At 45.9% G+C, this 25,952-nt stretch carries 24 protein-coding genes and 1 tRNA gene; 13 read left to right on the plus strand and 12 right to left on the minus strand.

Features of this window, described 5'->3' with window-relative positions; all coding sequences use genetic code 11:
• Positions 1–398: 398 nt before the first annotated feature.
• Positions 399–1,208, plus strand: coding sequence for a hypothetical protein (locus BTV99_RS08035; protein WP_075101861.1), 810 nt, complete (start codon positions 399–401; stop codon positions 1,206–1,208).
• Here BTV99_RS08035 and BTV99_RS08040 read toward each other — a convergent pair.
• Together BTV99_RS08040 and BTV99_RS08045 are read right to left on the minus strand one after the other, a co-directional pair.
• Positions 1,205–2,566 carry an integrase arm-type DNA-binding domain-containing protein gene (locus BTV99_RS08040; protein WP_075101862.1) on the minus strand — a complete coding sequence of 454 codons (1,362 nt, stop codon included), beginning with the start codon at positions 2,564–2,566 and terminating at the stop codon, positions 1,205–1,207. The two genes, BTV99_RS08035 and BTV99_RS08040, sit on opposite strands and share 4 nt — an antisense overlap.
• Positions 2,567–2,848: 282 nt before the next feature.
• Positions 2,849–2,939: transfer RNA gene (locus tag BTV99_RS08045), tRNA-Ser, on the minus strand.
• Positions 2,940–3,096: 157 nt separating this feature from the next.
• Between BTV99_RS08045 and BTV99_RS08050 the strand changes: the two genes are divergently transcribed.
• The 3 genes from BTV99_RS08050 to BTV99_RS08060 all read left to right on the plus strand — a co-directional run bounded on the left by BTV99_RS08050 (position 3,097) and on the right by BTV99_RS08060 (position 5,007).
• A complete protein-coding gene (locus tag BTV99_RS08050) occupies positions 3,097–3,987 on the plus strand; it encodes a DNA/RNA non-specific endonuclease (protein ID WP_075101863.1) in 891 nt (296 codons plus the stop codon).
• Between the two features lie 66 nt (positions 3,988–4,053).
• Positions 4,054–4,317, plus strand: coding sequence for a hypothetical protein (locus BTV99_RS08055; protein WP_075101864.1), 264 nt, complete (start codon positions 4,054–4,056; stop codon positions 4,315–4,317).
• A 306-nt stretch (positions 4,318–4,623) separates the two neighbouring features.
• Positions 4,624–5,007, plus strand: a complete 384-nt coding sequence (locus BTV99_RS08060) for a DUF2147 domain-containing protein (protein ID WP_075101865.1) — start codon at positions 4,624–4,626, stop codon at positions 5,005–5,007.
• A gap of 148 nt (positions 5,008–5,155) precedes the next feature.
• On the opposite strand, the gene BTV99_RS08065 is transcribed toward BTV99_RS08060, so the two are convergent.
• The 4 genes from BTV99_RS08065 to BTV99_RS08080 form a co-directional block, all read right to left on the minus strand.
• Positions 5,156–6,418, minus strand: coding sequence for an ammonium transporter (locus BTV99_RS08065; RefSeq protein WP_075101866.1), 1,263 nt, complete (start codon positions 6,416–6,418; stop codon positions 5,156–5,158).
• Between the two features lie 80 nt (positions 6,419–6,498).
• Positions 6,499–6,837, minus strand: a complete 339-nt coding sequence (locus BTV99_RS08070) for a P-II family nitrogen regulator (RefSeq protein ID WP_010197981.1) — start codon at positions 6,835–6,837, stop codon at positions 6,499–6,501.
• A gap of 486 nt (positions 6,838–7,323) precedes the next feature.
• Positions 7,324–8,178, minus strand: coding sequence for a universal stress protein (locus BTV99_RS08075; RefSeq protein ID WP_075101867.1), 855 nt, complete (start codon positions 8,176–8,178; stop codon positions 7,324–7,326).
• A 134-nt stretch (positions 8,179–8,312) separates the two neighbouring features.
• Positions 8,313–9,812 (minus strand): SulP family inorganic anion transporter, encoded by a 1,500-nt coding sequence (locus BTV99_RS08080; RefSeq protein ID WP_075101868.1) that lies wholly within the window; start codon positions 9,810–9,812, stop codon positions 8,313–8,315.
• Between the two features lie 764 nt (positions 9,813–10,576).
• Between BTV99_RS08080 and murD the strand changes: the two genes are divergently transcribed.
• Together murD and ftsW are read left to right on the plus strand one after the other, a co-directional pair.
• Positions 10,577–12,010, plus strand: a complete 1,434-nt coding sequence (murD, locus tag BTV99_RS08085) for a UDP-N-acetylmuramoyl-L-alanine--D-glutamate ligase (protein ID WP_075101869.1) — start codon at positions 10,577–10,579, stop codon at positions 12,008–12,010.
• Positions 12,011–12,322: 312 nt separating this feature from the next.
• Positions 12,323–13,519, plus strand: coding sequence for a putative lipid II flippase FtsW (ftsW, locus tag BTV99_RS08090; protein WP_172953132.1), 1,197 nt, complete (start codon positions 12,323–12,325; stop codon positions 13,517–13,519).
• A gap of 99 nt (positions 13,520–13,618) precedes the next feature.
• On the opposite strand, the gene gluQRS is transcribed toward ftsW, so the two are convergent.
• From gluQRS to BTV99_RS08120, 6 genes are all read right to left on the minus strand, one after another.
• Positions 13,619–14,575: a tRNA glutamyl-Q(34) synthetase GluQRS gene (gluQRS, locus tag BTV99_RS08095; protein WP_083608589.1), complete on the minus strand. Its 957-nt coding sequence runs from the start codon at positions 14,573–14,575 to the stop codon at positions 13,619–13,621.
• A gap of 184 nt (positions 14,576–14,759) precedes the next feature.
• Positions 14,760–15,197, minus strand: a complete 438-nt coding sequence (dksA, locus tag BTV99_RS08100; protein ID WP_075101871.1) for an RNA polymerase-binding protein DksA — start codon at positions 15,195–15,197, stop codon at positions 14,760–14,762.
• A gap of 545 nt (positions 15,198–15,742) precedes the next feature.
• Positions 15,743–16,582 carry a metallophosphoesterase gene (locus tag BTV99_RS08105; RefSeq protein ID WP_075101872.1) on the minus strand — a complete coding sequence of 280 codons (840 nt, stop codon included), beginning with the start codon at positions 16,580–16,582 and terminating at the stop codon, positions 15,743–15,745.
• A 195-nt stretch (positions 16,583–16,777) separates the two neighbouring features.
• A complete protein-coding gene (locus tag BTV99_RS08110) occupies positions 16,778–17,602 on the minus strand; it encodes a metal ABC transporter permease (RefSeq protein WP_075101873.1) in 825 nt (274 codons plus the stop codon).
• A gap of 79 nt (positions 17,603–17,681) precedes the next feature.
• Complete coding sequence (locus BTV99_RS08115) at positions 17,682–18,455, minus strand: metal ABC transporter ATP-binding protein (RefSeq protein WP_075101874.1); 774 nt, start codon at positions 18,453–18,455, stop codon at positions 17,682–17,684.
• Between the two features lie 80 nt (positions 18,456–18,535).
• Positions 18,536–19,072, minus strand: coding sequence for a Fur family transcriptional regulator (locus tag BTV99_RS08120; protein WP_075101875.1), 537 nt, complete (start codon positions 19,070–19,072; stop codon positions 18,536–18,538).
• 249 nt (positions 19,073–19,321) lie between these two features.
• On the opposite strand from BTV99_RS08120, the gene BTV99_RS08125 reads away from it, so the two are divergent.
• The 7 genes from BTV99_RS08125 (at position 19,322) to atpA (ending at position 25,747) form a co-directional block, all read left to right on the plus strand.
• A complete protein-coding gene (locus BTV99_RS08125; RefSeq protein ID WP_075101968.1) occupies positions 19,322–20,209 on the plus strand; it encodes a metal ABC transporter solute-binding protein, Zn/Mn family in 888 nt (295 codons plus the stop codon).
• 409 nt (positions 20,210–20,618) lie between these two features.
• Positions 20,619–21,017, plus strand: a complete 399-nt coding sequence (locus tag BTV99_RS08130; protein WP_075101876.1) for an ATP synthase subunit I — start codon at positions 20,619–20,621, stop codon at positions 21,015–21,017.
• 718 nt (positions 21,018–21,735) lie between these two features.
• Entirely contained in the window at positions 21,736–22,602 is an 867-nt protein-coding gene (atpB, locus tag BTV99_RS08135) for a F0F1 ATP synthase subunit A (protein WP_075101877.1), read from the plus strand.
• A gap of 33 nt (positions 22,603–22,635) precedes the next feature.
• Positions 22,636–22,884, plus strand: a complete 249-nt coding sequence (atpE, locus tag BTV99_RS08140; protein WP_010197960.1) for a F0F1 ATP synthase subunit C — start codon at positions 22,636–22,638, stop codon at positions 22,882–22,884.
• 117 nt (positions 22,885–23,001) lie between these two features.
• Entirely contained in the window at positions 23,002–23,472 is a 471-nt protein-coding gene (locus tag BTV99_RS08145) for a F0F1 ATP synthase subunit B (RefSeq protein WP_075101878.1), read from the plus strand.
• 13 nt (positions 23,473–23,485) lie between these two features.
• Positions 23,486–24,109, plus strand: coding sequence for a F0F1 ATP synthase subunit delta (locus tag BTV99_RS08150; protein WP_075101879.1), 624 nt, complete (start codon positions 23,486–23,488; stop codon positions 24,107–24,109).
• Positions 24,110–24,202: 93 nt separating this feature from the next.
• Positions 24,203–25,747 (plus strand): F0F1 ATP synthase subunit alpha, encoded by a 1,545-nt coding sequence (gene atpA / locus BTV99_RS08155; RefSeq protein ID WP_075101880.1) that lies wholly within the window; start codon positions 24,203–24,205, stop codon positions 25,745–25,747.
• The last annotated feature ends 205 nt before the right edge of the window (positions 25,748–25,952 follow it).

Genomic DNA, 25,952 nt, shown 5'->3' on the forward strand with positions numbered 1-25,952 from the left:
TCATAAATATCGCAACCGTCGTCAGCGCTATGATCTTAGAATGAAGCTGTTTGCTGGTATCATTAATTCCGAGCTTAGACTATGACTTTTGCAAGAGGTCTACTGAAGGATTGCATAGCATAAAATCGAGGTAAGTCACTGATATCTAAAAATATAGATTAAATTACTACTACATAAATATTATCAAAATGTTGAAAAGATATAATTTTAATGATATAAGTTTTTTACTAAAATAATATAGTTGTAATACTATAATATCACGAGTGATAATATAATATTATCAAAAAGGACATTATAAGGCTCTTTATTATGATTATCGTCCCTCACAAATAAAGTATGATAATCGCTCATATTTTAATAAGAATATTAGGTCTTTATCTGAAAGACAGGTGAGATGGGTGCAGGAATATTTAGCTTCTAATAAGAGCGTCAGCTTCTCTAATATTGGTGCAACTGATCGGTACCAAGCATTAATAAACGCACTAGCGCAGCATGAGAATTTTAGAGAACTTGTAGATGAGTCTTATTCAAAAATGTTACATAGCTTAATACCTGAGGTGCATTTTAAATGGGTTTCAGATAGTTTAAGAGCGCAGATCTTTGCTCTGCATATTTTATCATCAGAGTATGGGTATAATTTTGACCAAAATAGTCATGACCTAATGAATGAATTGTATTATTTTTTTGACGATAAAAATAATACAACGTATATAGATAATAAAATAATTTTACTAAACAATATAAAGAAAAGATGGCATGTTGTTTTTGAGAAGGATAATTATTCTAAATGGCTGGCTGAAAATAATAAAGAACAGATAGAATGGACTCGAGATTATTTAAGAAAGGATGGTAGGTACAATTATTTAGGAAGAGATACAAGTTTGCACGAAGAAATAAGAAGTCATATTTTAGCTGCCTTAGACATTGTGGACTTTCCAATTAATGACAAAGAAATTGAAAGTTATGTTCAGTCTGATCGTAAAGAACGAATTATTGATAAGATGAAGCGCGCTTGGAGCCAACAAAAATATCGTGATGCGGGTAAGACAAAAAAGCCATATCATCTACCACTGACAAAAAAAACCAAAGCTAGATTAGAGAAGATGGCACAGGTGCAAGGACTGTCAGAGACAGCCACGCTTGATATATTAATAAATCGATTTTATGAGCTCGATTATGTCGATGTTGATGGCAAAGATTTATACTAGGCCTTATCAATATAACCTTGCAGCTCATCAGCTGTGATACCTTGCTCTAATAGCGCTTTGATCAGATCTTGTTTATTAGCATTCCGTAATGAATCTGGCTGATTACTTGCAAGCGATTGCTCAATTTCCTGCCTAGCAGTTCGAAAATCTACTACCTCACCTTTATCTCTTAGCAAATCTAAAAAGTCAGCCCAGACCTGCATAATCTTACGGCGTTCTTCTAAATGCTGCGCGTGGTTATAAACCGCGCGAATGCTGCTTTTTTTATCATGTGCCAATTGCTTCTCGATCGCGTCACCCATATAGCCAAGCTCGTTTAGATTGGTTGAGGCGATATGACGAAAGCCGTGACCTGTTTGTTTGCCTGCGTAGCCTAAGATATCGAGTGCGTTATTGATAAACTCCTCACTGTAGGGCTGATGCATGCCTGTATGATAGAACACATATTCATATTGCCCCGTGATGGCTTTCATCTCTTCTAGCACTGCGAGCATTTGATCGGATAGTGGCACGACGTGCTTACGCGCAATCTTAAGGTTATCGATATCAACACGCCATAAGCGGTTGGCAAAATCGATGTGTGACCATTTCATCATACGCAGCTCAATAGTGCGGCAAAATGGATAAGCTAAAAACTTCATACCCAATCGGGTTTGGTTATGACCATGATAACCCTCGATAGCTTGAAGAAGAGCAGGTAGCTCATGGATATCCACGTGCTTCATATGCTGGCTTTTGGCTTTGGGGTAGAGTTCCTTTAGATCATCGATTGGATTTTGCTCAATGATGCGTTCGCGTTTGGCACGTCTTAAGACATTAGCAACCAAATCAATGGTTCGTCTGGTCACCTCACGTGGCGGCTCACCGTTTTTGTTCACACGCGTTTCGATCTCATCTGCCATCGATCGACAATCTTCAAAGCTTACATCTTTTAGTGCCATGCCTTCAAAGTGGGGCAACACGTCTTTATGCATCCGGTTATAGTCTTGCTGATAGGTACGCGGCTTAACGTTGCGCTTGCGCTCAGCGAGCCAGTCTAAGGCGTAGTCATTAAATTTCTGCGCGTGGATGTTAGCAAGCTTGTCTTGACGCTTTTTATTTTTTGGGTCGATACCATCAGCGAGCAGCGCTTTAATCTCAGTATTGGCTTGTCTAGCTTCAGCAAGCGACATGATGGGGTAAGTACCAAGTGTGAGCCGTGTCTGCTTACCATCGAAGCGATAGGCGCTTATCCATGTCTTTGTGCCAGTATTGCGTACTAATAGCTGTAAGCCTTGCTGATCACTGTATTTGTCAGGACGTGAAGGTGTGCATTTCTCACTAGGTTTAAGCTTGCGTATCTTACTATCGCTTAACATGTTGGTCTATTCCCTATGGCTACAAGCTATATGAATCAACAAATACAACAAGTACGTTGGTCTAATGCTGAATCATAAAGCCTAAATGTTGGTCTTTTTGAGGTCTAATGAAATCATAGACCAACAGATAGACCAACACAAGCCATGGGATAGGTGGGTTATGTTCGGATAGATTAGGAAAACGTTAGACATAAAAAAACGCTAGACGCGTTATATTTAAAGGGTTTAAGATGTATATAGGATAGTTTAGGACAAGCTGGGAAAACTAAGATTTTATAAGATTGGCGGTGAAGGAGGGATTCGAACCCTCGATACGCTATGAACGTATACACACTTTCCAGGCGTGCGGTTTCAGCCACTCACCCACTTCACCGTTTAGACAGACCGCATTTGCACGATACTGATTTTTGACTGGCTAAGTATAGCGGATACCATTTAAAAAGTCACGACTTACGCCTTATCTTTCTTTATTGATGGACGCCTGCTAGGATACGCATACGAAATAACAAGTATAGACGATTGAGAGTTGCATGATAAGAGTTGGTGGGTATCAAGGTATTTTGAACAACAGCATAATGGCGGTATTTGCTATTGTAGTAGGGCTATCATCAGCGCAGGCAGATGACCTTACTCAGTGTAGTCAATCTTTTTATGGCGGGGTTTATCCAGAGTTTACCAATACCAAGCTTGATAAGAATACTCAAGCCTTGTGTATGGACGGGTTTGCCGTTATGTACTCGGGCGTGTCACGGACACCATTGTGGTCAGCTGAGCATCTAGACCGCCGCCGCTTGCAGCAAGCAAAAACCATCGACCGCGAAGACAGCTTTCATGAGGAGAGCCGTCTACCTAAGTCTATGCGTGCCTCGTTGTCTGATTATTCAGGCTCAGGCTATGATCGTGGGCATCTAGCGCCCAATGCCAATATGGCCACTCGCAGTCAGCAATATGATAGTTTTAGTCTGGCGAATATCGCCCCGCAGTCACCGCGTAACAATCGCTATATCTGGCGTAATATCGAGTCTGCTACCCGCTACTTAACCCAGCAGTATGGCGAAGTCTATACCATCACGGGCGTGGCTTTTACGGGCAAAAAGACCAAACAGCTTGCCAAGCGCGTATTGGTACCCAGCCATTTTTTCAAGGCCGTCTATATTCCAGCGACCAATCAAGCAGGGGTGTATTACGCGCCCAATGATGAGTCAGAGCGCATAGAGGTCATTAGTGTAGATGAGCTAACGGCTAAAGTCGGCATTGATGTTTTGCCGGTGCTCGATCGCCAGACCAAAGCGCAAGCGTTTGCACTGCCACTAAAGGCAGGTGATAGCGCCGACTTGCCTGATCAGCCAGTAGAGGAACCGACATGGCTGCTGTTTGTTTTGGCCATTATTGAGTGGCTACTGACTCAATTACAGGCTTAACGCGCTTTTAGTGACATCTCAATGTGCTGACATGCATGATTGAATTACTATAAAAAGGATGACAAAATGATTGAACCCTTTGCCAATAACCACCAAAGCATGCAAATTGGAGAGCTGGTCATCGAAAATCAGCAGGACAAAATCACGATTTATGGCGATATCGATGTGACCTTCGATGCGGCAGGGCATCATCAGGCTCAGCAGCTACACGAGCTGACAACCAAAATTATGCAAGCTTTTGATAATGGTTTGCCTTATAGTAATAACGAGGCAAAGTCAAAAGAAAATGATGACCAATCGGACAAAAATATCGACAACCCTTTCCTGTAACTCTTTGATATGGTTTTGGTTTTATAGAAATAATAAAGTACAAAAAAATTACTAGGCAAACAGATAAAATTGCTTATAATGGGTCAAGACATCGCTTATGTCGCTCAAATCTTTGAACAAAAGCTTGTGAGCAATCGCGATAACGACCATCAAACGCCACATATTAACTCACGATGTGCGGCGTTGATGAGTAAAATCGCAGCGCTTATATAAAAGATTCTAGCAAAGGATGAGCATAGAACAGCAGAAACATCACGTTTCGAGTAATCATTGTTTGATTAATCATTGTATGAAGGGAGTCACTCTATGAAACTATTTACAAAAACCGCTTTAGCAGCTGCCGGTATCAGTATGGCGACCATGGCGTTTGCCGCTGATCCATTACACAATACAACATGGCAGACGTATGACGACGGTAAGCCAAAAGGCACGGTAAAAATTACCGAGTCTAACGGGGTGCTGACCGGTAAGCTCATTGCAACGAACTCCGCCAAAGGCAAAAAACACGTCGGCATGACTGTCATCAAAGGCCTAAAAGCTGACGGTGGTGGTAAATATAGCGGTGGTACGATCACTGACCCAGAAAAGGGTAAAGACTATCGCATGACAGCCAGTTTAAATGGCAATACTCTAAAGCTAAAAGGCTATATCGGTCCATTCTCACGTAGCCAAGAGTGGAAAAAGAAATAAACTATACGCGTTATATTAAGCGTTAGAACACAAAAATCCCGCCAAACCGAGAGGTCTGGCGGGATTTTTGATGGGGCATCTCTTTAATACAGTCGGTGAAAGTACGCTAGATGAAGAGGCACTGGATTAAGAAACGCTAGGTTGTGCCTTATATCACAAACTCAGGATACGCTTCCATGCCACACTCTGCGATATCTGCGCCTTCGTATTCATCCTCTTCAGAGATGCGTAGACCTATGATCAGCTTGATCAGTGCCCAAACGATTAGGCTTGCGACAAACACCCAGACAAAGATCGTCGCCGCGCCTGCAATTTGACCCAAAAAAGTCGCTGCAGGATTGGTAATAGGCACGAGAAGTAAACCAAACAGACCCACGACGCCGTGTACCGATATTGCACCCACTGGGTCATCTATTTTTAGTTTATCGAGTGCCAAGATAGACAAGACCACGATAACCCCAGCGATCAGCCCAAAGAGCGTGGCTTGTAAGGCAGAAGGGGTCGATGGTTCGGCAGTGATGGCGACCAGCCCAGCGAGTGCGCCGTTTAAGAGCATGGTCAAATCCGCTTTACCAAAGATCAAACGTGCCAGCAGCAATGCTCCGATAGCGCCGCCTGCGGCTGCGGCGTTGGTGTTCAAAAACACCATGGCCACAGAGTTGGCACTGGCGATGTCGCCCAGCTTGAGGACGGAGCCGCCATTAAACCCAAACCAGCCCATCCACAGTATCAAAGTCCCAAGGGCGGCCAGTGGCAGGTTGGCCCCCGGTATCGCCCGTATTTCACCTTTTGGTCCGTACTTGCCTTTGCGCGCACCTAGTAGTAGTACGCCTGCCAATGCCGCCGCCGCTCCTGCCATATGCACAATACCTGAGCCAGCAAAATCAGAGAACCCCAAGTCGCCAAGGTTATATAAACCAAACACATCGTTGCCGCCCCATGTCCAGCTGCCTTCTAATGGATAAATCAGCCCTGTCATGACCACTGCAAACAACAAAAACGACCATAGCTTCATACGCTCAGCCACCGCGCCTGAGACGATAGACATACAGGTCGCCACAAACACCACTTGAAAGAAAAAGTCAGAGGCTGCAGAGTAGACAGAGTCACCGCCAAATCCGTTTTCGCTAGAGGCAGCTAGCGCATCGGCGACCAAGGCGTCGCCACCTGCGATACCGCTCAAAAACCACTCGCCGCCATACATAATGGCATAACCGCAAATCATATACATGGTACAGGCGGTGGCGAATAGAGTGATGTTTTTGGTTAAAATCTCAACGGTGTTTTTGGAGCGGACCAGCCCTGCTTCTAGCATGGTAAAACCCGCTGCCATCCACATGACGAGCGCGCCACACATTAAAAAATAGAACGTATCAAGTGCGTACTGAAGCTCAAAGATTTGGTTTTGCATGTTAATTCCCCCTTGAATTGATGCAATATAGAGCGTTAGGTAGGACTTACAAATCAGCGTTTGTAAGTAGGTCGTGCGCTTTAGATAGCGTCAGGACCCGTCTCGCCCGTACGAATACGAATGACTTGCTCGAGTGCTGTGACAAAGATTTTGCCGTCACCGATCTTACCTGTGCTCGCGATGCGGGTGATGGCTTCGATAGCAGGCTCGACCATCTCGTCAATAACAGCCACTTCGACTTTTACTTTAGGTAAAAAGTCCACCACGTATTCTGCGCCGCGATAGAGCTCTGTGTGGCCTTTTTGGCGACCGAACCCTTTAACTTCAGTGACTGTGACGCCTTTGACACCGATGTCAGAAAGCGCTTCACGCACATCATCGAGCTTAAACGGTTTTAAGATCGCAGTGATTAGCTTCATAAAAAATTCCTTATTTGTGTGATGCCGCAGGTTGAGAGAAGTTGTGGTGCATCTCATCGTAGTCATGCTTGATATAGGTCATTCAAGAACTGTGCCAAACCTACTCAAGGGGGGAGGTAGGAGTGGGCTTATTGGTACAAAAATCACCAGTATCATGACACACATCACGCACTATAACGCCGCGATTATACTTATCGTCATGCGTCATACCGCGTCAATCAACCTTTGGCGTTAAGCCTATGAAAACTTTATTATAACCAACTTTCTAGGTGCTTGGGGAGGCTATCGATTTATTTCATGTGACGATTTGCTAAGCGGTTTTTATAAATAATAAAAACAAAAAGGGATACCTATCATCACTATATAAGGGATGAGGTATAGGGGATGAGGTCAAAAAACGCGCCGAGCATAAACACATTACTCAGCGCTGGTAAGATAAGAGAATCAGGCGGCAGACGGTGTGGCGTATAGTCTTTGGGATAGCTCTTATGCTTTAGGAAAAAGCAGATAAGGGGTTTGGGTGCTGACCAGTAATTTTTCCGTATCGCTGCCTTGCAATAGCTCACGTAAGCGCGACTGCCCAAATGCCCCTGACATCAACAGGCCAATGTCATTTTCGGTTTGATAATAATTGAGGGCTGCTGTCACGTCGCGGCAATCGAGTAACGCCTTTTTCGACTTGATGCCCGCTTGCTTGAGGCGTGCGTAAGCTTCGCGCAGCGCATCGCAGTTTTCAGAGTTTTCTTTGCCCACCATCACGATGTGGACGGTTAGGGCGCGAATAAGCGGCGTTTTACAGAGCCAATTGAGCATTTTATGACAAGTGGGACTGTTGTCGAAGGCAAATAGCGCCGTTGTAGGGGGCAAAAATGGTGCATGAGTCACCAAAATGGGGCAAAGACTGACTCTGATGAGTCGGCTCAAAGTCGATTTGCAAGTGACATGATGACCGATGACGATCAATTGCGCTTTGTCATCGACATAATCGATACTTTCACTGAGGTTTTCGTGCCGATGCAACGTATAGGTTTTGAGTTTTTGTCGTTGCTGCTCGCAGTAGGTGGTGGCTTGATGCAACAGCAGCTTGCCTTGGGCTTTTAATTCACAGTTGCTTAGATGTTCTTTATTGGTAAATTGCTCAAGCAAAGTATTTTCGTCGTCGATATTTAGGCAGCCAGAGTAGTTTACCGCGGCTTTTTGTTGCAAGCTTGGCACCGAGTGCAAGAGGCCGATAGGCGCCTGCAGGCGAGTCGCTGCCCACATACTGGCTTCCAACACGGCTTGCACGTGATCAGGACAGTCCAAGCAGGCAATCACACTATCTGGTTTTAAATTACTCATAAGACCACCACATCATTCCGACAATAAAAAGACAGCTGCTTGGCGAAAAGCTGGGCAATGTGACTGATGCCCAACTCTCTCAACCAACGCAGCTGTTTATTAAACTATATATTCAATTATCTACTGGTAATGCATTAATCCAGTAAGCCAATGTCTCGGCGATCGTGGATAGAAAAACGGTCAATCAGGGTTCGGCTTGCATTATTGAGTCCCACCACTTTGACATCAATGCCTTCTCGTTGCAAGCGCATGACCAGCTTGTCCAAAGTGTCCACGGCGCTGACGTCCCAAAAGTGCGCTTGGCTGACGTCAATCTCGATACTATCTAGGGCTTCTTTGGTATCAAAGCTGTGCAAAAACTGCGTGGTCGAGGCAAAAAATACCTGCCCTTGCACATAGTAATAACGCGTGTTGCTACGCTCATCGTACTCACTAAAGATGGTTAAGAATTGACCAATCTTATTGGCAAAGGCCAAGGCAGAGAGCAGGACACCGACACCGACACCGTACGCCAGATTGTGCGTAAAGACTGTGGTCACGACCGTGGCTAGCATGACGATGTTAAATGACATCGGATGCGTTTTAAACTCACGAATAGACTGCCAATTAAAGGTGCCAATCGACACCATAATCATCACCGCCACCAGTGCGGCCATTGGGATTTGACTGACCCAGTCGCTCAAAAACACCACTAAGATGAGCAGCACCACACCGGCAATCAAGGTCGACAAGCGCGTCCGACCGCCAGATTTGACGTTGATCATCGACTGACCAATCATCGCACAGCCGGCCATACCGCCAAAAAACCCTGACACCACGTTGGCCATCCCTTGACCACGGCATTCTTTGTTTTTATCACTTGGCGTATCTGTCAGCTCATCCACGATGGTCGCCGTCATCATAGACTCTAGCAAACCTACGATGGCAAGCGCGATAGAGTAAGGCGCGATGATCAGTAAAGTATTGAGGTTTAGAGGGATGTCTGGCAACAAAAACATCGGCAGCGAATCTGGCAGATCACCCATGCTGCCGACGTTACGAATATCAAGGTTCATATACATCGCCACCGCCGTCAGGCCCACGATACAGATAAGCGGCGATGGGATCACCCGTCCGATTTTCGGAATCAGCGGAAACAAGTAAATAATCGCAAGGCCCGCTGCGGTCATGATGTAGACCGTCATCCCGACGCGCTCAGTCATTGGATTTAGCTCAGGGAGCTGGGCGGCAAAGATGAGTATCGCCAAGGCGTTGACAAAGCCAATCACCACCGAGCGCGAGACAAAGCGCATCAAATTACCCAGCTTTAAAATACCCATCACAATCTGAATGCCGCCGCACAGTAAAGTCGCGGCCAGTAGATACTGTAAACCATGCTCGGCGACCAAGTCGACCATCACCAGTGCCATCGCGCCTGTCGCCGCCGAAATCATACCTGGACGACCACCGACAAAACTGATCACCACCGCGATACAAAACGAGGCATACAAGCCGACCTTTGGATCGACCCCAGCGATGATAGAAAAGGCAATGGCTTCAGGAATTAAGGCGAGGGCAACGACCAGACCTGATAACACATCACCACGAACATTGGAAAACCACTCGTCACGTAAGTTATCAATAAAAGATGTCATAAGTAAACTGCATAGGGTTAGAGGCAAAAAAAGTAATCATCCATAAAATGATCGCGTCGCTATAAAATAGCGGTTCATCTTTTTTTACCACAACATGCGCCTTGTCATGTTGTGGTATTGAATTATCAGAGGTCAATCATCAACACATCGATGGGTTTATTGATGGGTATCACAAATACACTCACCAATAATAACTATGATGATAAATCCTATCAGATTGCCTAAAAAATAGTATTTAAAATGGGTGCTTAAAGTAGTGTATATAAAATAGCACCTACAATAACGTATAGAGTCAGCAATGAGATGCTGCAATAGAAGGTGATAAAACGCTGCCCAACAAGCACAGTAGTTTGATTTTGATAGCAAGGTAGCCTACAGTCGCCGCAAATCAAAAGTGACTGAGGGGCAAATAGCACGCAAACGCTAACAACATGCTACACTAAAATGCCAAGCTCAAGACTTAGAGTAAGACTTAGCAAAAACCCTGTGCTGACAGATCAGGGCGGCTATTATAGCATTAGACCCTGAATATAAAAACAGGCGCATAATAGCATAAAGTCATAAAAAATCAGTACCGAAATCTGAACGATACCGTTATCATGATTGTTATCTTGACGGTAGCGCCTAACGCTTGATACAGCAGCATAGTTAATGCTATGCCCGTCGCTTCAGCCACTATATAGAGCCTCTTTTATTCGTCTTATCCTGTATCTTAGCCATATTACCCATCGTTTGCTTGTTTAATTTTAATAGAAGGAATAGATATGACCACCAGTACTACAACAGAAGCCTTACTTCATAAAGGCAGTGGGTTACAAGTCGTGGTCGGTTTGGGGCAGTCGGGGCTGTCGGTGGCGCATTATTTGGTCAAGCAAGGCTATCAGGTCGCTGTCACCGATGCGCAAGCGGCGCCAGCGTTGGCAGCGAAGCTGCCAGAGGCCGTGACGACGCGTCAGTTTGGCGCGATTGACGCTGAGCTATTGCAGCAGGCGGCGCGTATCATTATCAGCCCAGGTATCGCCCTTAGCACGCCTGCGGTGGCGGCGGCGCGTCAAGCCCATATCCCAGTGGTCAGCGACATTCAATTATTTTGTGACGCCTGCCGTGTCCCTATCGTCGCGATTACAGGCTCTAATGCTAAAAGCACGGTAACCACTTTGGTTGGTCAGATGGCGGCAGATGCGGGCGTCAACGTCGGTGTCGGTGGCAATATCGGCGTACCGGCGCTGACGCTACTAGAAAATAGTGAAATGGCGCTGGCTGTACTTGAATTGTCGAGCTTTCAGTTAGAGACGGTCAGCAATCTGGGTGCGCAAGTAGCGACTGTGCTCAATATGTCGCCTGATCATCTCGATCGTCATGGCGATATGCTCGGCTACCATCAAGCCAAACATCGTATTTTTCAAGGCGCTAAGTCAGTGGTCATCAACCGCGAAGATGCGTTGACGCGACCACTGGTGGCTGATAACTTACCCAGAATCAGTACAGGTATTCATGCGCCTGACAAAGACCAATATGGGCTGATTGTCGATTCCGATGGGCAGACTTATTTGGCGCGTGGTACACAAAAACTACTGTCGGCAGACAAACTGTTGATTAAAGGTCGGCATAATTTGCTCAACGCGCAAGCGGCGCTGGCGTTAGGCGAGCTGGCGGGGTTGCCGCTGGCGAGTATGCTGACGACTTTGCAGCAGTTCACAGGTCTTGAGCATCGCTGTGAATACGTGGCAAGCGTGGCTGGTATCGATTATTTTAATGACTCAAAAGGCACCAATATCGGCTCGACCATAGCAGCCATCGAAGGGCTTGGCGCTGTCTATGCGCCAAAAGATGGCAAGCTGCTGCTGGTATTAGGCGGGCAGGGCAAGGGGCAGGCGTTTGGTGAGCTGACGCCTTTTATCAATCAGTACGTCAGCCAGGTTTTGTTTATTGGCGAAGATGCACCGCTGATAGAGCAGCATTTGCGCGCGGCTAAGATCAGTCATGACGTAACGCTACATCAGTGCCAAACGCTAGAAAACGCCTTTGCCACCATCTTGCAAGTGACCTCAAGCAGTCTCTCGCAAGTACAGGCTGTGCTGTTGTCGCCTGCGTGTGCCAGCTTTGATCAATACAGCGGCTATGCCGCGCGCGGTGAGCATTTTAGTCAATTGGTCCATCAGTTAGCAAGCGAGTCGGCAGAGACAGCGACCCCTTAGTGGTATGAGTGGCTATCTGGCATTCTATGCCGGCAGCTGGTGGATGGGCAAGGCGCACAGGTGTTTTTTGATAAATGATTGTTTTGCTTATAGATTGCTGCTACTGTCTTTTATAGCCAGCCTACTAATCAAGCGTAGAGATGACTGTGTCATTGCTTGAGTAATGGTTAATCGCGCCGATGGTCGATGATGGTCAGTCGTTGTTTGTCTTAGCCTTAGCCTTAGCCTCAGGTTTGTTTGTTGGTATGTGTTTTTTTAAACGGTGGCGTTGTATAGACGCCGTGTTTTTCGTTCGTTAGTGTATATAAAATTATGGCGCTCTCTTCTCTTTTTCGTTCTTCGTCCCAACCAAAGACAGCCACTGGCGCTGATGGTATTTTATCGATGCCGTCAGCGCGTGCTGTTTTGATAGCGAGCGTTGGCTGTATGCTGGTGCTCAGCTTGTTGATGGTCGCCTCTGCTTCTATCCCATTCGCCCTGAGCCGTGGTATGAGCGAGCTGTACTTTTTTAAAAACCAGCTGCTTTACATGACCATTGGACTTATCATCGCCGCCATCCCTTATTATGGGGTGTCTTTGCGGCGACTTTATAAGACAGAGACCCAGTTTATACTGCTGGGGGTTACCGGTTTGCTGCTCGTTGCTACCTTGTTTAGTACTCCGATTAACGGCTCAAAACGCTGGTTAAATTTGGGTGTCTTTAACTTTCAGGTGGCCGAGCTGGCAAAGCTTGTAATGATTGTCTTTGTCTCTGACTTTGTGGTACGCCGCTCGTTTGAAGTGCGCAATGGTTTAGATGGGTTTTTGCGCATTATGTTGGTGGTGGTGCTGATTACCATGCTCCTACTCTCACAGCCAGACTTTGGCTCGTTTGTCGTTATTTTAGGCACGATTTTTGCGATTTTTTATATCGCAGGTGCGCCTTACAAGCACTTTGTCGCACTGACTGCCGCTGCCATCGGTGGGGCTGTGTTGATGGTGACAACGGCGCAGTATCGCTTGGTGCGAGTGATGTCGTTTATGGATCCGTTCGATGATGTGCAAGATACCGACTATCAGTTGGCGCGCAGTTTGATTGCCTTTGGTCGTGGGCAGTTTACTGGCGTGGGCTATGGTGAGAGTGTACAAAAACTCTCGCATTTGCCTGAAGCGCATACCGATTTTTTATTGGCCATCACAGGTGAGGAGCTGGGTTTTGTCGGGGTGACGATGGTCTTGGTGCTTGAGGCGCTGATCATCGGTAGTGCGATGCGCATCAGTTACAACGCGCTAAAACGTCGACAGATGCGCATGAGCTATACCGCTTTTGGTATCGGTGTGGTGTTTATTGCGCAAACCATCATCAATGCGGCGATGAATATGGGAGCGATTCCGACCAAAGGCTTGACCATGCCGTTTTTTAGTTATGGTGGTTCATCTATGCTGATCAGCCTTGTGATGGTAGCGCTGCTGCTAAAAATCTACAAAGAAAGCCCTGAGATTGAAAAGAGTCAGTGCCGTTACTATTAAGCCCTAAACCAAACACCGTTACTATATTCCTAGGGCTTAACTGTATTGCAAAGTGATTAAAAAGCGTCGCTATTATGAGTGGCGCTTTTTGCTGTTGGTCTATTGTTTATTTACCAAGCTCAACTGCTGCTGGCCTTGTAGCGGCGCGTGGTCCCACTGTGCAGTCGCCTGCTTGAGCATCCGCGCAGGTGTGTCTATCTCGACACTCGGCTGCTGCAAAAGCTGTAATGCGGTCGCGATTAGCTGACTTGGGTCGCGGGTGTCTATTGGCTGCGCTAGGTTTTGTTTAGACAGCTTTTGCCCGTTTGGGCTGCAGATCAGCGGCAGATGATACCATCGGTCAATCGCGGGCAGGCGTGCTGCTTGCATGATGCTGATTTGGGCGGTGGTCATGGGCAGGATATCCAAACCGCGCATGATGTGCGTAACCCCCTGCAAGCCATCATCGAGACTGGCGGCCAAAATATAATTGATCATGCCGTCTTGTCGACGCACCACCATATCGCCCAAGGTCTGCTGCGGATTGTCCCACTGTTGTCCCTGAATACCATCATGAAACCCAATGAGATAATCGGGCAGCTGTATGCGTAGCTTGTGCCGTAGCCTATCTAATGCTTTGGTGACACAGCGCCGCGGATAGCGTTTTCTGTTTGGCAGCACAGTCAGCTGTGTCGCAGTATCTGTATGGGCAGGGATTTGATCTTGCTGCGCCCAATATTGCTCTAGGTCTTTACGTGAGCACTGACAGCCGTAGGTCAGTGGCCGTAGGGTCGAGGCCAGATACTCATTATAGATATCGATGCGCTCAGATTGATACACCACATCACCATCCCAGTGTAACCCCAGCACTTCTAGGTCGATCAAGATCTGCTCAGTAAACTGCCGATCGCAGCGCTCTGTATCTGTGTCTTCAATACGCAATAACCACTTACCGCCAAGTGATTTTATATGGCAGTAGCTGGCAAGGGCGGTGGTCAGTGAGCCAAGATGTAGCTCGCCGGTTGGGGAGGGGGCAAATCGGCCGATAGGCGGTGTGGGTATGGAGGTCGTGGGCATAGGCATTTATAGGATAATTAAAATAAACGATGACAGGTTAAGGGACGCCGTTATCGCGGACTAGGTCATATAGGATACTGTATCTGCTGGCCAAAAGATGTTTATAAAACGCAACAAGCGACCACATGATGGTCGCTTGTGCTGAGATAATGCTATTGATTTGTTATCTCTCGGATTTATATGCCTATGCGCCTTGGTTTTGGCGCTCTTTGATTTCTGAGAGAGTCTTACAGTCGATGCACTGGGTCGCGGTTGGACGCGCTTCGAGACGACGCAAGCCAATCTCTACGCCGCAGGTTTCACAAAAGCCATAGTCGTCATTTTCGATTTCTGCCATGGATTTGTCGATTTTGCGAATGAGCTTACGCTCACGGTCACGCGTACGCAGCGCCAAAGCAAACTCTTCTTCTTGAGTGGCGCGATCATTGATATCTGGCATGGCGCTTGACTCATCTTGAATATAAGTCTTGGTACGGTCTGCCTCACCAATCAATTGGTTTTTCCAGTCCAATAAAATCGCCTTAAAGTGCGCCAATTGCGCATCAGACATATACTCTTCGCCTTCGGCTGGCACATAAGGAGTAAACTTCACTTCACTCGGATTCGTGGTCAGGGTGCTCATATGGGTATCCTACTTTTTCAAATTAATTCAATAAAACGACGCATCAAAAGACAAGACGTTATCAATTTATAAACGCTATAAGTTGTCCCTTTATAAAACGTTTTACCACTTGGTAACACAAGTAACACAGCTGATCTAATAATAAAGTTGTCTCGATATGACGACAGCGACATATCAGTACCCCAGTATATGGTTATGTATATTTTTATTTAAATACCTTGATGCAAATACCTCAGTGTAAATAGGGTAATTGGCCTACTGGTCGCTAAACAATATAACAAAACACGGACTATGAATACTTAGCGTGTGGTCAGGTTAGCCATCCTAGCTATTATAATTTTGTCTAATCTCGGCTATAGGTTATCTTTATATTTTAATCATCATCTGGTTTGATAAGTTGTATCACTGTTTTTCATAATAATGAAGCAGTTTTTATCATTGTTGGTGTTTTAATGGAGTCAGACATCACCTATCTAAGCCAGCAATATCGGCAAGAAGTCCGATACATCAGGGCTGCATCACGCTCGCCGCGATAAATCTGGGCGTCAAGTATCCAGTCTTTCTACCCAGCTTGCAACCTCTCCATTGTTGGCTAATTGCAACCAACGGTAACCCGGCTGGGCACGTTTATCATAGGCAAAGTCATTTGCAAAAGGTTTGAACTGATAGCAGGTAGAAGGGGTGCTATATACCGTGACCCCTTGATAATAGCGTACTTGCTCTTGATGAGTATGACCGCTGATGATTACTTTTAAGTGCGTAAACGCACTCATCTGCTGCCAAAAATCCTCGCTGTTTTTTGCCATATGGGTATCGATCCAGTCAGAATCGACAGGAATCAGATGGTGATGGACGGCAATGAGCGCAGGCTTGCTACAGTGGCTGAGCTGCTGACATAGCCAATCGATATCGCTTGGCGCGATCTCACCTGAAACCTTGCCTGCGATGGATGAGTCCAAAAACAACAACTGCCAATGAGCAGACTCAATCACATGCCGACTGAGCAAACGCGGGTCAGCTGGTTTGGCCACCAGCTCACGCTGAAAAAACGGCAAATCATAGCCCAGCTCATCGGTCACATCATGGTTGCCGGCGATACAAGCAAAAGGAATGCCAGTCGCTTGTAGGACGGCAAAAATATGATCGTAGATATCAGGTTTTACTCGGTTGACCAAATCGCCCGTCACCACAATCAAATCGCAGCGAATATCATCGTTTAATGCTTGCGCCAGTACCGTCTCAAAGCTGTGCTGACACAAAACAGCGTCACCGCTACGATCGTCTGTGCTCTTGTTGACAGGCGTTGATAGGTGCAAATCCGTGATTTGTAAAATATTGAGTTGTTCATCAGGTGGGCAAAGCGTGTTGACAGGATAGCTTGGCATTGGGGCGCTCCCTCATCGACTCAAAACAATCAAAGTTGCCAGAACGACTATGGATAAACAATGGTGATTTGGCATGGCTGATGCCAGCCCTATTAAAGCAAGTTTATAACATAAAGTGAATGAAAGCTCTAGCAATATTGATGAAATAAAGTTGGATAACATCAAGGTAAAACTTGTTTATAACCCAGTGGTTACCTAGTGCCGGCGCTCTGCTGACCAAAACCTAAGCGTTTTTAATTTGCTAAAAAACAACGCAATAAAAAACAAAATCGCTAATATCAAAACAATAGCAAGACCGGTCTGGATGTCCAGCCAAATACTGCCCCACACGCCCAGCGTGACGCCAACCTGAGCGATCAGTAAAGACATGAGGACCATTTGCTTGGGCGAAGATGCCCATAAGCGTGCACTCAAGGCTGGCAGTACCAAAAGGCCACTGATCAGTAGGCTACCCACCGCCTGCAAGGCAATGGCACAAAACCCTGCCAATACCCCCATAAAAAATAACCGCTGGCGCGCAGGATTGATACCTTGAATCCGTGCCAAGGCCTCATGAGTGGCCAGCTTGATTTGCGCAGGCCATATATAGATAAGCAGTCCTAAACCCACCAGTACACTGGTGGCAAGCAGCGGCAGATCAGCCCAATCCAGCTCAAGTAAATTACCGAACAAAAACCCCAGTACATTGGCTTGCTGGTCGGTCAGCTGAGTCAATGTCAGTAGTCCCAAGCACAGCAGCGACACCGCGACGACGGCCAGTACTGCATCGACAGGCAAGCGTTCATCATCGATAAGGACCAGTCCTAAGACCACCGCGATACTAATGATAGCAATCCCAACGCCCATAGGTAATTGCCACCACACTGCCAAAGCAACGCCAAGCAGCGTACCATGCGCCAGTGCATCGGCAAAAAAAGCCATGCGTCGCCACAATACCAGACACCCCAGAGGCGCTGAGAGCAACGCTAAAATACTACCTGCAATCCAAGCCGGGGCAATGATGGCTAACCAAGCGCTCATAAAAGATATCCGTAACAGTTTTTAGTTTGCATTAACGCTGTGTTTTTAAGGCAGTCATCAACGTGTTTGAGTGCATGTATTATAATTCGCTGGGAGCATGATGCTCGCAAGCATGCGGCTGATGCACATACGGTTGCTCATAGTGGTGACCAAACAGCTTTTGAAACTCACTACTAATCGCAAGCTCGCTTGGCTGACCTTCACAGCAGATATGCTTGTTGAGACAAATCACCCGCCGGCTGCCTTTCATCACCCAATGTAAATCATGTGACACCACGAGCATGGCGCAGCGCAAAAACGCTGGTAGCTCATCAATAAACTGATACAGCCAAACCTCAGTATCAGGATCAAGCCCTTGCATCGGCTCATCTAAAATCAACAAGTTGGGTTTGTCCAGCAGTGCCCGCGCCAACAACACGCGCTGCGTCTCACCACCTGACAAATGCAGCATCTGCCGTGACAGCAGATGCGTCAAAGACAAATTGTCAAAAATAAATTGTCGCTGCTTGGCCGTTAGGCGTTTTTTGTCCGCTTGTGCCAACAAATCACAGACGCGTAATGGCAGTATCGGCGGCACGGCAAAGCGCTGCGGGACATAACCTAGCTGTAGAGGCTGGTGAGCGGTGATTTGCCCTTTGGTCGGCTCAAGCAAGCCTAAAATAAGCTTGACCAAAGTCGACTTGCCCGCGCCATTGGGCCCAATGAGGCTAAGTGTTTCATCGACAGCAATATCGATATCGATATTCGACAGTAGACGCTGCTGACCAATATGAAAACTGATGTCACTCAAGCTCAGTAGCTTTTTACGATCAAGTGTTGTATCAGTCGTAGTGGTAGATGTAAACGGTGACATAAGCGCGCTCATAGGGCAAGGACTCAAGGTAAGATAAACGATGGATGATAAATCAACGAGCAAATAATAAACCGTCGGTATTACTGACAGGCTTGGCAGCGACCACTCAGCTCAATGACACTACGCTCCACCACAAACCCCACATCTTTTTCAGCAAAGCTCATCATCTCTTGTACCGGTACGCTACTGCATTCTTGTACCCGCTGACACTGGGCACAGATCAAAAACGCCGCCGTATGCTGAGCGCGAGGATGACAGCAGGGCACGTAGGCGTTGATAGAGGTAAGCTGGTGAATCAAGCCCTCACCGAGTAAAAACTCCAAGCTGCGATATACCGTGGGTGGTGCCACATTTTTTGTCGTTTTTTGCGCCGACACGTCATCAGCTTCATCAGGTCCGACTAGTCGCATTTGCTGCAACTGGGTGATCAGATCATACGCGCCGACGGGTTGGTTGGCTTCGAGTACCAGCTGGTATATCTGCTGCCGTAACGGCGTAAAACGCGCACCACTGAGTCGGCACTGCTCCTTTGCTGCGCGCAGGCGCTCAGTCACATCATGCGGCGTAAAGTCTTGCACATCATGCAAGTGATCGCAGACTGACAAACTCGTAGACATGAGGAAAACTCCTAAAAATTACGTAGCATTTTAGCAATGGCGTTTTCTATTGTTATATTATAACATAATAAAATAAAATTACCGAGCAACCAAAATATTGAATAAGCAAGTAAATTGACCTGCCACTGTCAAAGGGTGATCTGATGGGGATGATCGAGCTGGGGTGATAGCAACCACAAAACGATATGTCCGATGCCCAGCATCTATATTTGCTTAACTTTTTACCAACTATATACCAAAGAGCTGACTATGAATCCAATGTTTTATGATTATTTGCGTGTCTATCCGATTTTGCAGCGTCTGCTAGCATCGCTACTGCTATGGTTGGGGCTGGCCTGTGTGAGCGCGCATGCAGCCACCGTCAGCGTCAGCAACTATCCGCTGTTTTTATTGAGTGAGGCGGTGACCGAAGGCGCGCCGTCTGCCAAGCGGCTGCTACAAGCCGGCGAAGTCGGGCATCATGGCAGTATCAGCCCTGGTGATATCAAGGCAATACGCGACAGTAAGTTTGTGGTTTGGTTTGGTGAGCCGCTAGAAAACAACTTGGCCTCAAGCTTAAAGACAGCGCCTAATGCCATTGCCTTATTTGAGTTTGATGCCTTTAATCGTCATCCGCTACGTGATGTCCAAGGCAAACCCATCGCTGGCACGCTAGACCCTCATATCTGGCTCGAGCCTGATAATGCCAAAGCCATCACTCGTGCCTTGGCTGTTATCCATAGCCATGCCAATCCGCAATATAAAAACCTTTATCATGCCAATGCACAAAAATTCGCCCAGCGTTTAGACAGTGCGGTGGCCGCCGCCAGCTTTGATAGCACAAAAACTCCCTCACCCTACTGGGCTTATCATGATGCGTATCAATATATCGAAGACAGCATCAATTTACAGCTTGTTGGTAGCTTGAGTGTCGATCACCACTTAGCACCAAAAGCCAGTCAATTACGCCGGTTAAATGAGCAGCGCCCAACCAAGCGAATGTGCTTGGTCAGTCCAAATGCACCTGCCAAAGGCTTGCTGGCCAAATTACAGCCCGTCAGTACCACAGTACAAGCAGAAGACATGAGTAACAGCACAGACTTTATCAGTGGCTGGCAAACGATGGCGCAGCAAATCCATCAGTGTATCGATAAATAAGCGCAATTAAGCGCAATAACGCTTAAGTATCTGACTGACGTGCATGATTGACGGCTATTATACAAATGCCACAGTATTTTTTAAGGCATCTGATTTTAAGCTATCTGAAAAATAGTCGATCGACGATAAGATAAACACAGGAGCATGCTGGCATAGCGCCACTCCCTTTATTTAGGATGAATGATAACGGGCACAGGCTTGCCGCTCTTGATGGCAGCCATGAGCAGTGATTGGGGTAGGGGAGGGATAAAAGGTAGATTTTGCTTGCTTAACGGCTGCAGCCTCCTTATAATAAGTGGCGTTTTATTTTGGTTAAAAGGTAACACCTGTAGAGTGAGTCATTCACGGATAAAGAGGTCGCAAGTATTTTTGCTGCCTTATCCCAATGCTATAAGGCTATAGGCGTACCATGACCAAACCTGCCAAACGCACCCAAAAAGACAAGATTGGTATTTATATCAAACGCCAAGCCTGGCTGTTATTTATCTTGATCATTGCCGCTTGGATGATAGATATAAGCTGGCTACATAGTCAGCTTATCATCGCAAAGAGCACCGCAATCGGTGCACTACTGAGCTTTATTACACAGGCTGTATTTGCTTTTTTTGTTTTTTGGTACACCGGATATCGCGCGCGCAGACACATTGTCAGCCAGCTATATCGAGGTCAGATGGCCAAATGGCTATTGACTGTGTTTGGTTTTGCACTAATTTTTATTACCGTACAACCCCTATCTGCGCCAGCGCTGTTTATCGGTTTTATGGTAATGCAAATTAGTCACAGTTGGATGTTGTGGCACATACGCTAGTGCTGGTAGCTCATGATGGTATCGATTATGATCTATCTGCGATGGTTACTGATTAAATAGTACTAGGCAAGTCACCCTGCCGTCCAATTTCTCTATGACTGATTCTATAAAGTCAAAAAATGACATGTGCTTTATTTCTATTGATATGATTTTTATCGATAGGAATATAAAGATAGCGATATAGGCGACGAAGATTCATTGATAAGCGCAAAATGACGATTAAAACAACACAACGTCTCAATAAGCTTTGGGTTTAGTATTAAATATTTCTACCCAGCAAATGAAGCAAACCTATACGACTAAAGGTCAGTGGCCGCTAACTTATTCATACGGCGGATAAAAAAGTCATAATTGACTTTACACGAATACAACGCTGCATTAATATAGGCAGCTAAATATTTTGCTTATAAGCGCCGAATTGAGCGATAGCTACAAAAATGTGGCAGTAAGCAAGCACATATATAATAATTTTGCGTATACATGCAAGGGCTATTACTGAATTATCATAAGCCCTTTTTTGATAGCTAAAATTTAACTTACGCCATCAAACATCGCATCGTAATAGAACTATGGGTTGGATGTTATTGGTTACATGAGTGCTTTGGTTTGTTCTATATATTTGCTTAATCGCAACATACATAGAAAGACCACACCTCATCAGATGACAACCATATTTTTGGTAGTTGATTAAATCGTTGATTAATAAGAAGCTTACATTATGGCATCCGAGCAAACATCATCAGAATATATCTCTCACCACTTAACGAATTGGACGTACGGTTATCTGCCGGGCGAGGGCTGGAAAGTTGCTTATACTGCTGAAGAAGCAGGGCAAATGGGCTTTAACGCTATCCATCTTGATTCTATGCTATGGTCAATTGGTCTGGGTATTTTATTTTGTGCCATCTTTTGGATGGTTGCCAAAAAAGTCACCTCAGGCGTGCCAAGCAAGACGCAAGCTGCGGTTGAGATGATCGTTGAGTTTGTTGATAACAACGTGCGCGATTCATACAGTGGTACGTCAAAACTAATTGCGCCTTTGGCGTTGACTATTTTTGTCTGGATCTTCTTGATGAACTTGATGGATCTATTGCCTATCGACTTTATTCCAAGTCTGGCAGGGCAGATCGGCGCTATGATGGGCCATGATCCACATCATGTGTTCTTCAAGATTGTTCCAACGACTGATCCTAATATCACGCTTGGCATGTCATTCTCTGTCTTTTTGCTAATTCTTTTTTATAGCATCAAAGAGAAAGGCGTGGGCGGCTTTATTGGTGAGCTAACGCTGCATCCATTTAGTGCCAAGAATCCTATCTTACAAATTATTTTAATCCCCATCAACTTCATCTTAGAAGCCGTTACTCTAATTGCAAAGCCTGTCTCATTAGGTTTGCGTTTATTCGGTAACATGTATGCTGGGGAATTGATTTTCATACTGATTGCTCTAATGCCGTTTTGGATTCAATGGGCGTTATCGGTACCGTGGGCTATCTTCCACATTTTGATTATTACACTTCAAGCGTTCGTATTTATGATGCTCACGATAGTTTACTTGTCGCTTGCATCATCAACTGAACATTAATTAGACATTCAATAGGTAAATGAGGATACATCAATGGATCCAGTATTAGGTGGTTACACAGTTATCGCAGTAGCGCTACTTATCGGTCTTGGCGCACTTGGTACAGGTATTGGCTTTGCTATTCTAGGTGGCAAGTTCTTAGAAGGTGTTGCACGCCAGCCAGAGCTTGGCTCTCAGTTGCAAACTCGTATGTTCATCGTAGCAGGTCTTCTTGATGCTATTCCGATGATCGGTGTTGGTATTGCTATGCTGTTGTTGTTCGCTAACCCTCTAGCAGGTTAATCCGAAAGCTCAGTTGTAAATGTTTGGTATTCAAAGATTTATTATCCAATATAGTCAAGATTTGACTGCCAAACATGATCAATGAAACTGATTTTTCATTAACAAAGAGGTGATCACGTGAATATCAATTTTACCCTCGTCGGTCAAGCCATTGCTTTTGCAATATTTGTGATTTTTTGCATGAAATTCGTGTGGCCACCACTTATCGGGGCCATTAATGAGCGTCAGCGTAAAATCGCTGAAGGCTTGAATGCCGCAGAAAAAGCAAAAGCAGACTTGGCGACCGCAGAGCAAGATGTCCAGCAGGAGCTTGATCTTGCGAAGACTAAAGCCGCGGCTTTAATCGAGCAAGCCAACAAGAGTGCCAACCAGCTTGTCGAAGATGCAAAAGCGCAAGCGCAAGCAGAAGGTGAGCGCATTCGCCAACAAGCACAAGCATCTATCGACCAAGAAATCAATCAAGCGCGTGAATCATTACGTGCGCAAGTTGCTGAACTGGCTGTACTTGGTGCTGAGAAGATTTTGCAAGACAAAGTCGATGAGCAAAAACATGCCAGTATGTTAGACCAACTGGCGGCGAAGCTGTAATTGTGAGGATATCATGGCTGACTTATCAACCTTAGCACGACCGTACGCTAAAGCCGCGTTTGACTATGCCAACGAAAATGGTGTGGTAAATGAGTGGGAAAACTTCTTATTTATTGCCAGCCGCGTTGTCAATGACAAGTCGTTCAGTACTTGGCTGGACAATCCAGCTGTTTCTGCTGAGCATAAGTCAGCTGCTTTGGTCGATCTTTATGATACACAAGTAGCGGGTTCTAATGACTCTGCTTTTAAGCAGCTATTAGATGAGAACCAAGGTGCTCAACCAAGCGCTGACACCAGCTATCCTAAAGTATCAGTAGCACTTAGTAACTTCGTTAAACAGTTATCAGAACAAGAGCGTCTGGCGCTGCTTCCTGAAGTTTATGAGCATTATCGCCGTCACAAGGCCATAAGCTTAAAGCAGCTTGACGCATATGTGACCTCTGCCTATCCATTGACCGACGCCCAGCGTGAAACGATTCAAACGCGTCTTGCTGCCTCGTTAAATGCGAGTGTGGTGATTCACGAGTCGGTCGATCCAAGTCTATTGGCAGGCGCTACGATCAAAGTCGGTGACAAAATCATTGATGATTCGATGCGCGGCAAGTTACAACAGTTAAAAACACAGCTAACTGCCTAATGCCACTCAGTAGCGCAGCCAAATAAAATCTGCGTGAGCGTAAGAGCATTTAAGTCAGTGGGCGGGTTATCATAAATTAAAGGAAACAAGGCAATGCAACAATTGAATCCAGCGGAAATCAGTAACCTGATTAAGCAGCGTATTCAAGACCTTGATGCGGGTGCAACTGCAAAGAATGAAGGCACGATTGTCAAAGTATCTGACGGTATCGTGCAGATTCATGGTCTTGAAGATGCCATGTACGGCGAAATGATTGAGTTTGAAGGCGAAATCTATGGAATGGCGCTTAACTTAGAGCGTGATTCTGTCGGCGCGGTAGTACTTGGTGATTACCTACAGCTGCAAGAAGGTCAAAAAGCCTATTGTACTGGTCGTATTCTTGAAGTACCAGTAGGTCCTGAGCTGCTAGGCCGTGTTGTAGATGCCTTGGGTAATCCTATCGATGGCAAAGGCCCTATCGATGCCAAATTGACAGATAAAGTCGAAAAAATCGCTCCAGGCGTTATCGACCGTCAATCAGTCGATCAGCCAGTGATGACAGGTTATAAAGCCGTTGATACCATGATTCCAATCGGTCGTGGCCAGCGTGAGCTTATCATTGGTGACCGTCAGACGGGTAAAACCGCCATGGCCATCGATGCGATCATCGCCCAGAAAGCTTCTGGCATCAAGTGTGTATACGTCGCAGTCGGTCAGAAACGCTCTACTATCGCCAACGTCGTACGTAAGCTTGAGCAAACCGGTGCGCTAGAATATACCACCGTTGTAGTCGCTTCGGCATCAGAGCCAGCAGCACTACAGTACCTTGCACCATACTCAGGCTGTACGATGGGTGAATACTTCCGTGATCGCGGTGAAGATGCCCTAATTGTTTTTGATGACTTATCAAAGCAAGCGGTTGCGTATCGTCAGATTTCACTCTTGCTACGTCGTCCGCCAGGTCGTGAAGCATACCCTGGTGACGTATTCTACTTACACTCACGCCTACTTGAGCGTGCATCACGCGTCAACGCTGATTATGTAGAAAAATTCACCAATGGCGAAGTGAAAGGTAAAACCGGTTCTTTGACCGCTCTGCCTATCATCGAAACCCAAGCAGGTGACGTATCAGCATTCGTACCAACCAACGTGATCTCAATCACTGATGGTCAGATTTTCTTAGAGTCTAGCTTGTTTAACTCAGGTATTCGTCCTGCAGTAAACGCTGGTATCTCGGTATCTCGTGTTGGTGGTTCTGCGCAGACTAAGATCATCAAAAAGCTCTCTGGTGGTATTCGTACCGCTCTGGCTCAGTATCGTGAATTGGCAGCTTTTGCTCAGTTTGCCTCTGATCTTGATGATGCGACTCGTGAACAGCTTGATCATGGTGAGCGCGTGACTGAACTGATGAAACAAAAACAGTATCAGCCAATGTCAATCTCTGAACAAGCGGCCGTTATCTATGCGTCAAACGAAGGGTTCTTAGCTGATGTACCAGTTGAAAAGATTGGTGCTTTTGAAGAAGCCTACTTACGCTATATGCATGATGAGCAAAGTGAATTGATGCGCGAGATTGATGACACTGCGAACTACAACGATGATATCGCAGGTCGTTTAAAGTCAGCAGTACAGACTTTTAAACAAAATCACAGTTATTAATTTAATGGGTTAAGCCGATCTGGTGATGACTGATCGTTTAAAAAGTGGCGCGTTGTCTGATACGCTTTTTGCTAAGACAAAAGCGCCACTGTCTTAACCACCGTCGGTATTAGATCGCGTTATGCACAAAATATTGCCTTTTTTAAAGGTGAGTGTTTATCAAATGCTGCATGCGCCAATGCTTTTTAACCCTCTTATATTGGAA

The sequence above is a fragment of the Psychrobacter sp. Rd 27.2 genome, assembly GCF_001921755.1.
In the GTDB taxonomy this organism is placed as follows: Bacteria; Pseudomonadota; Gammaproteobacteria; order Pseudomonadales; family Moraxellaceae; genus Psychrobacter; species Psychrobacter celer.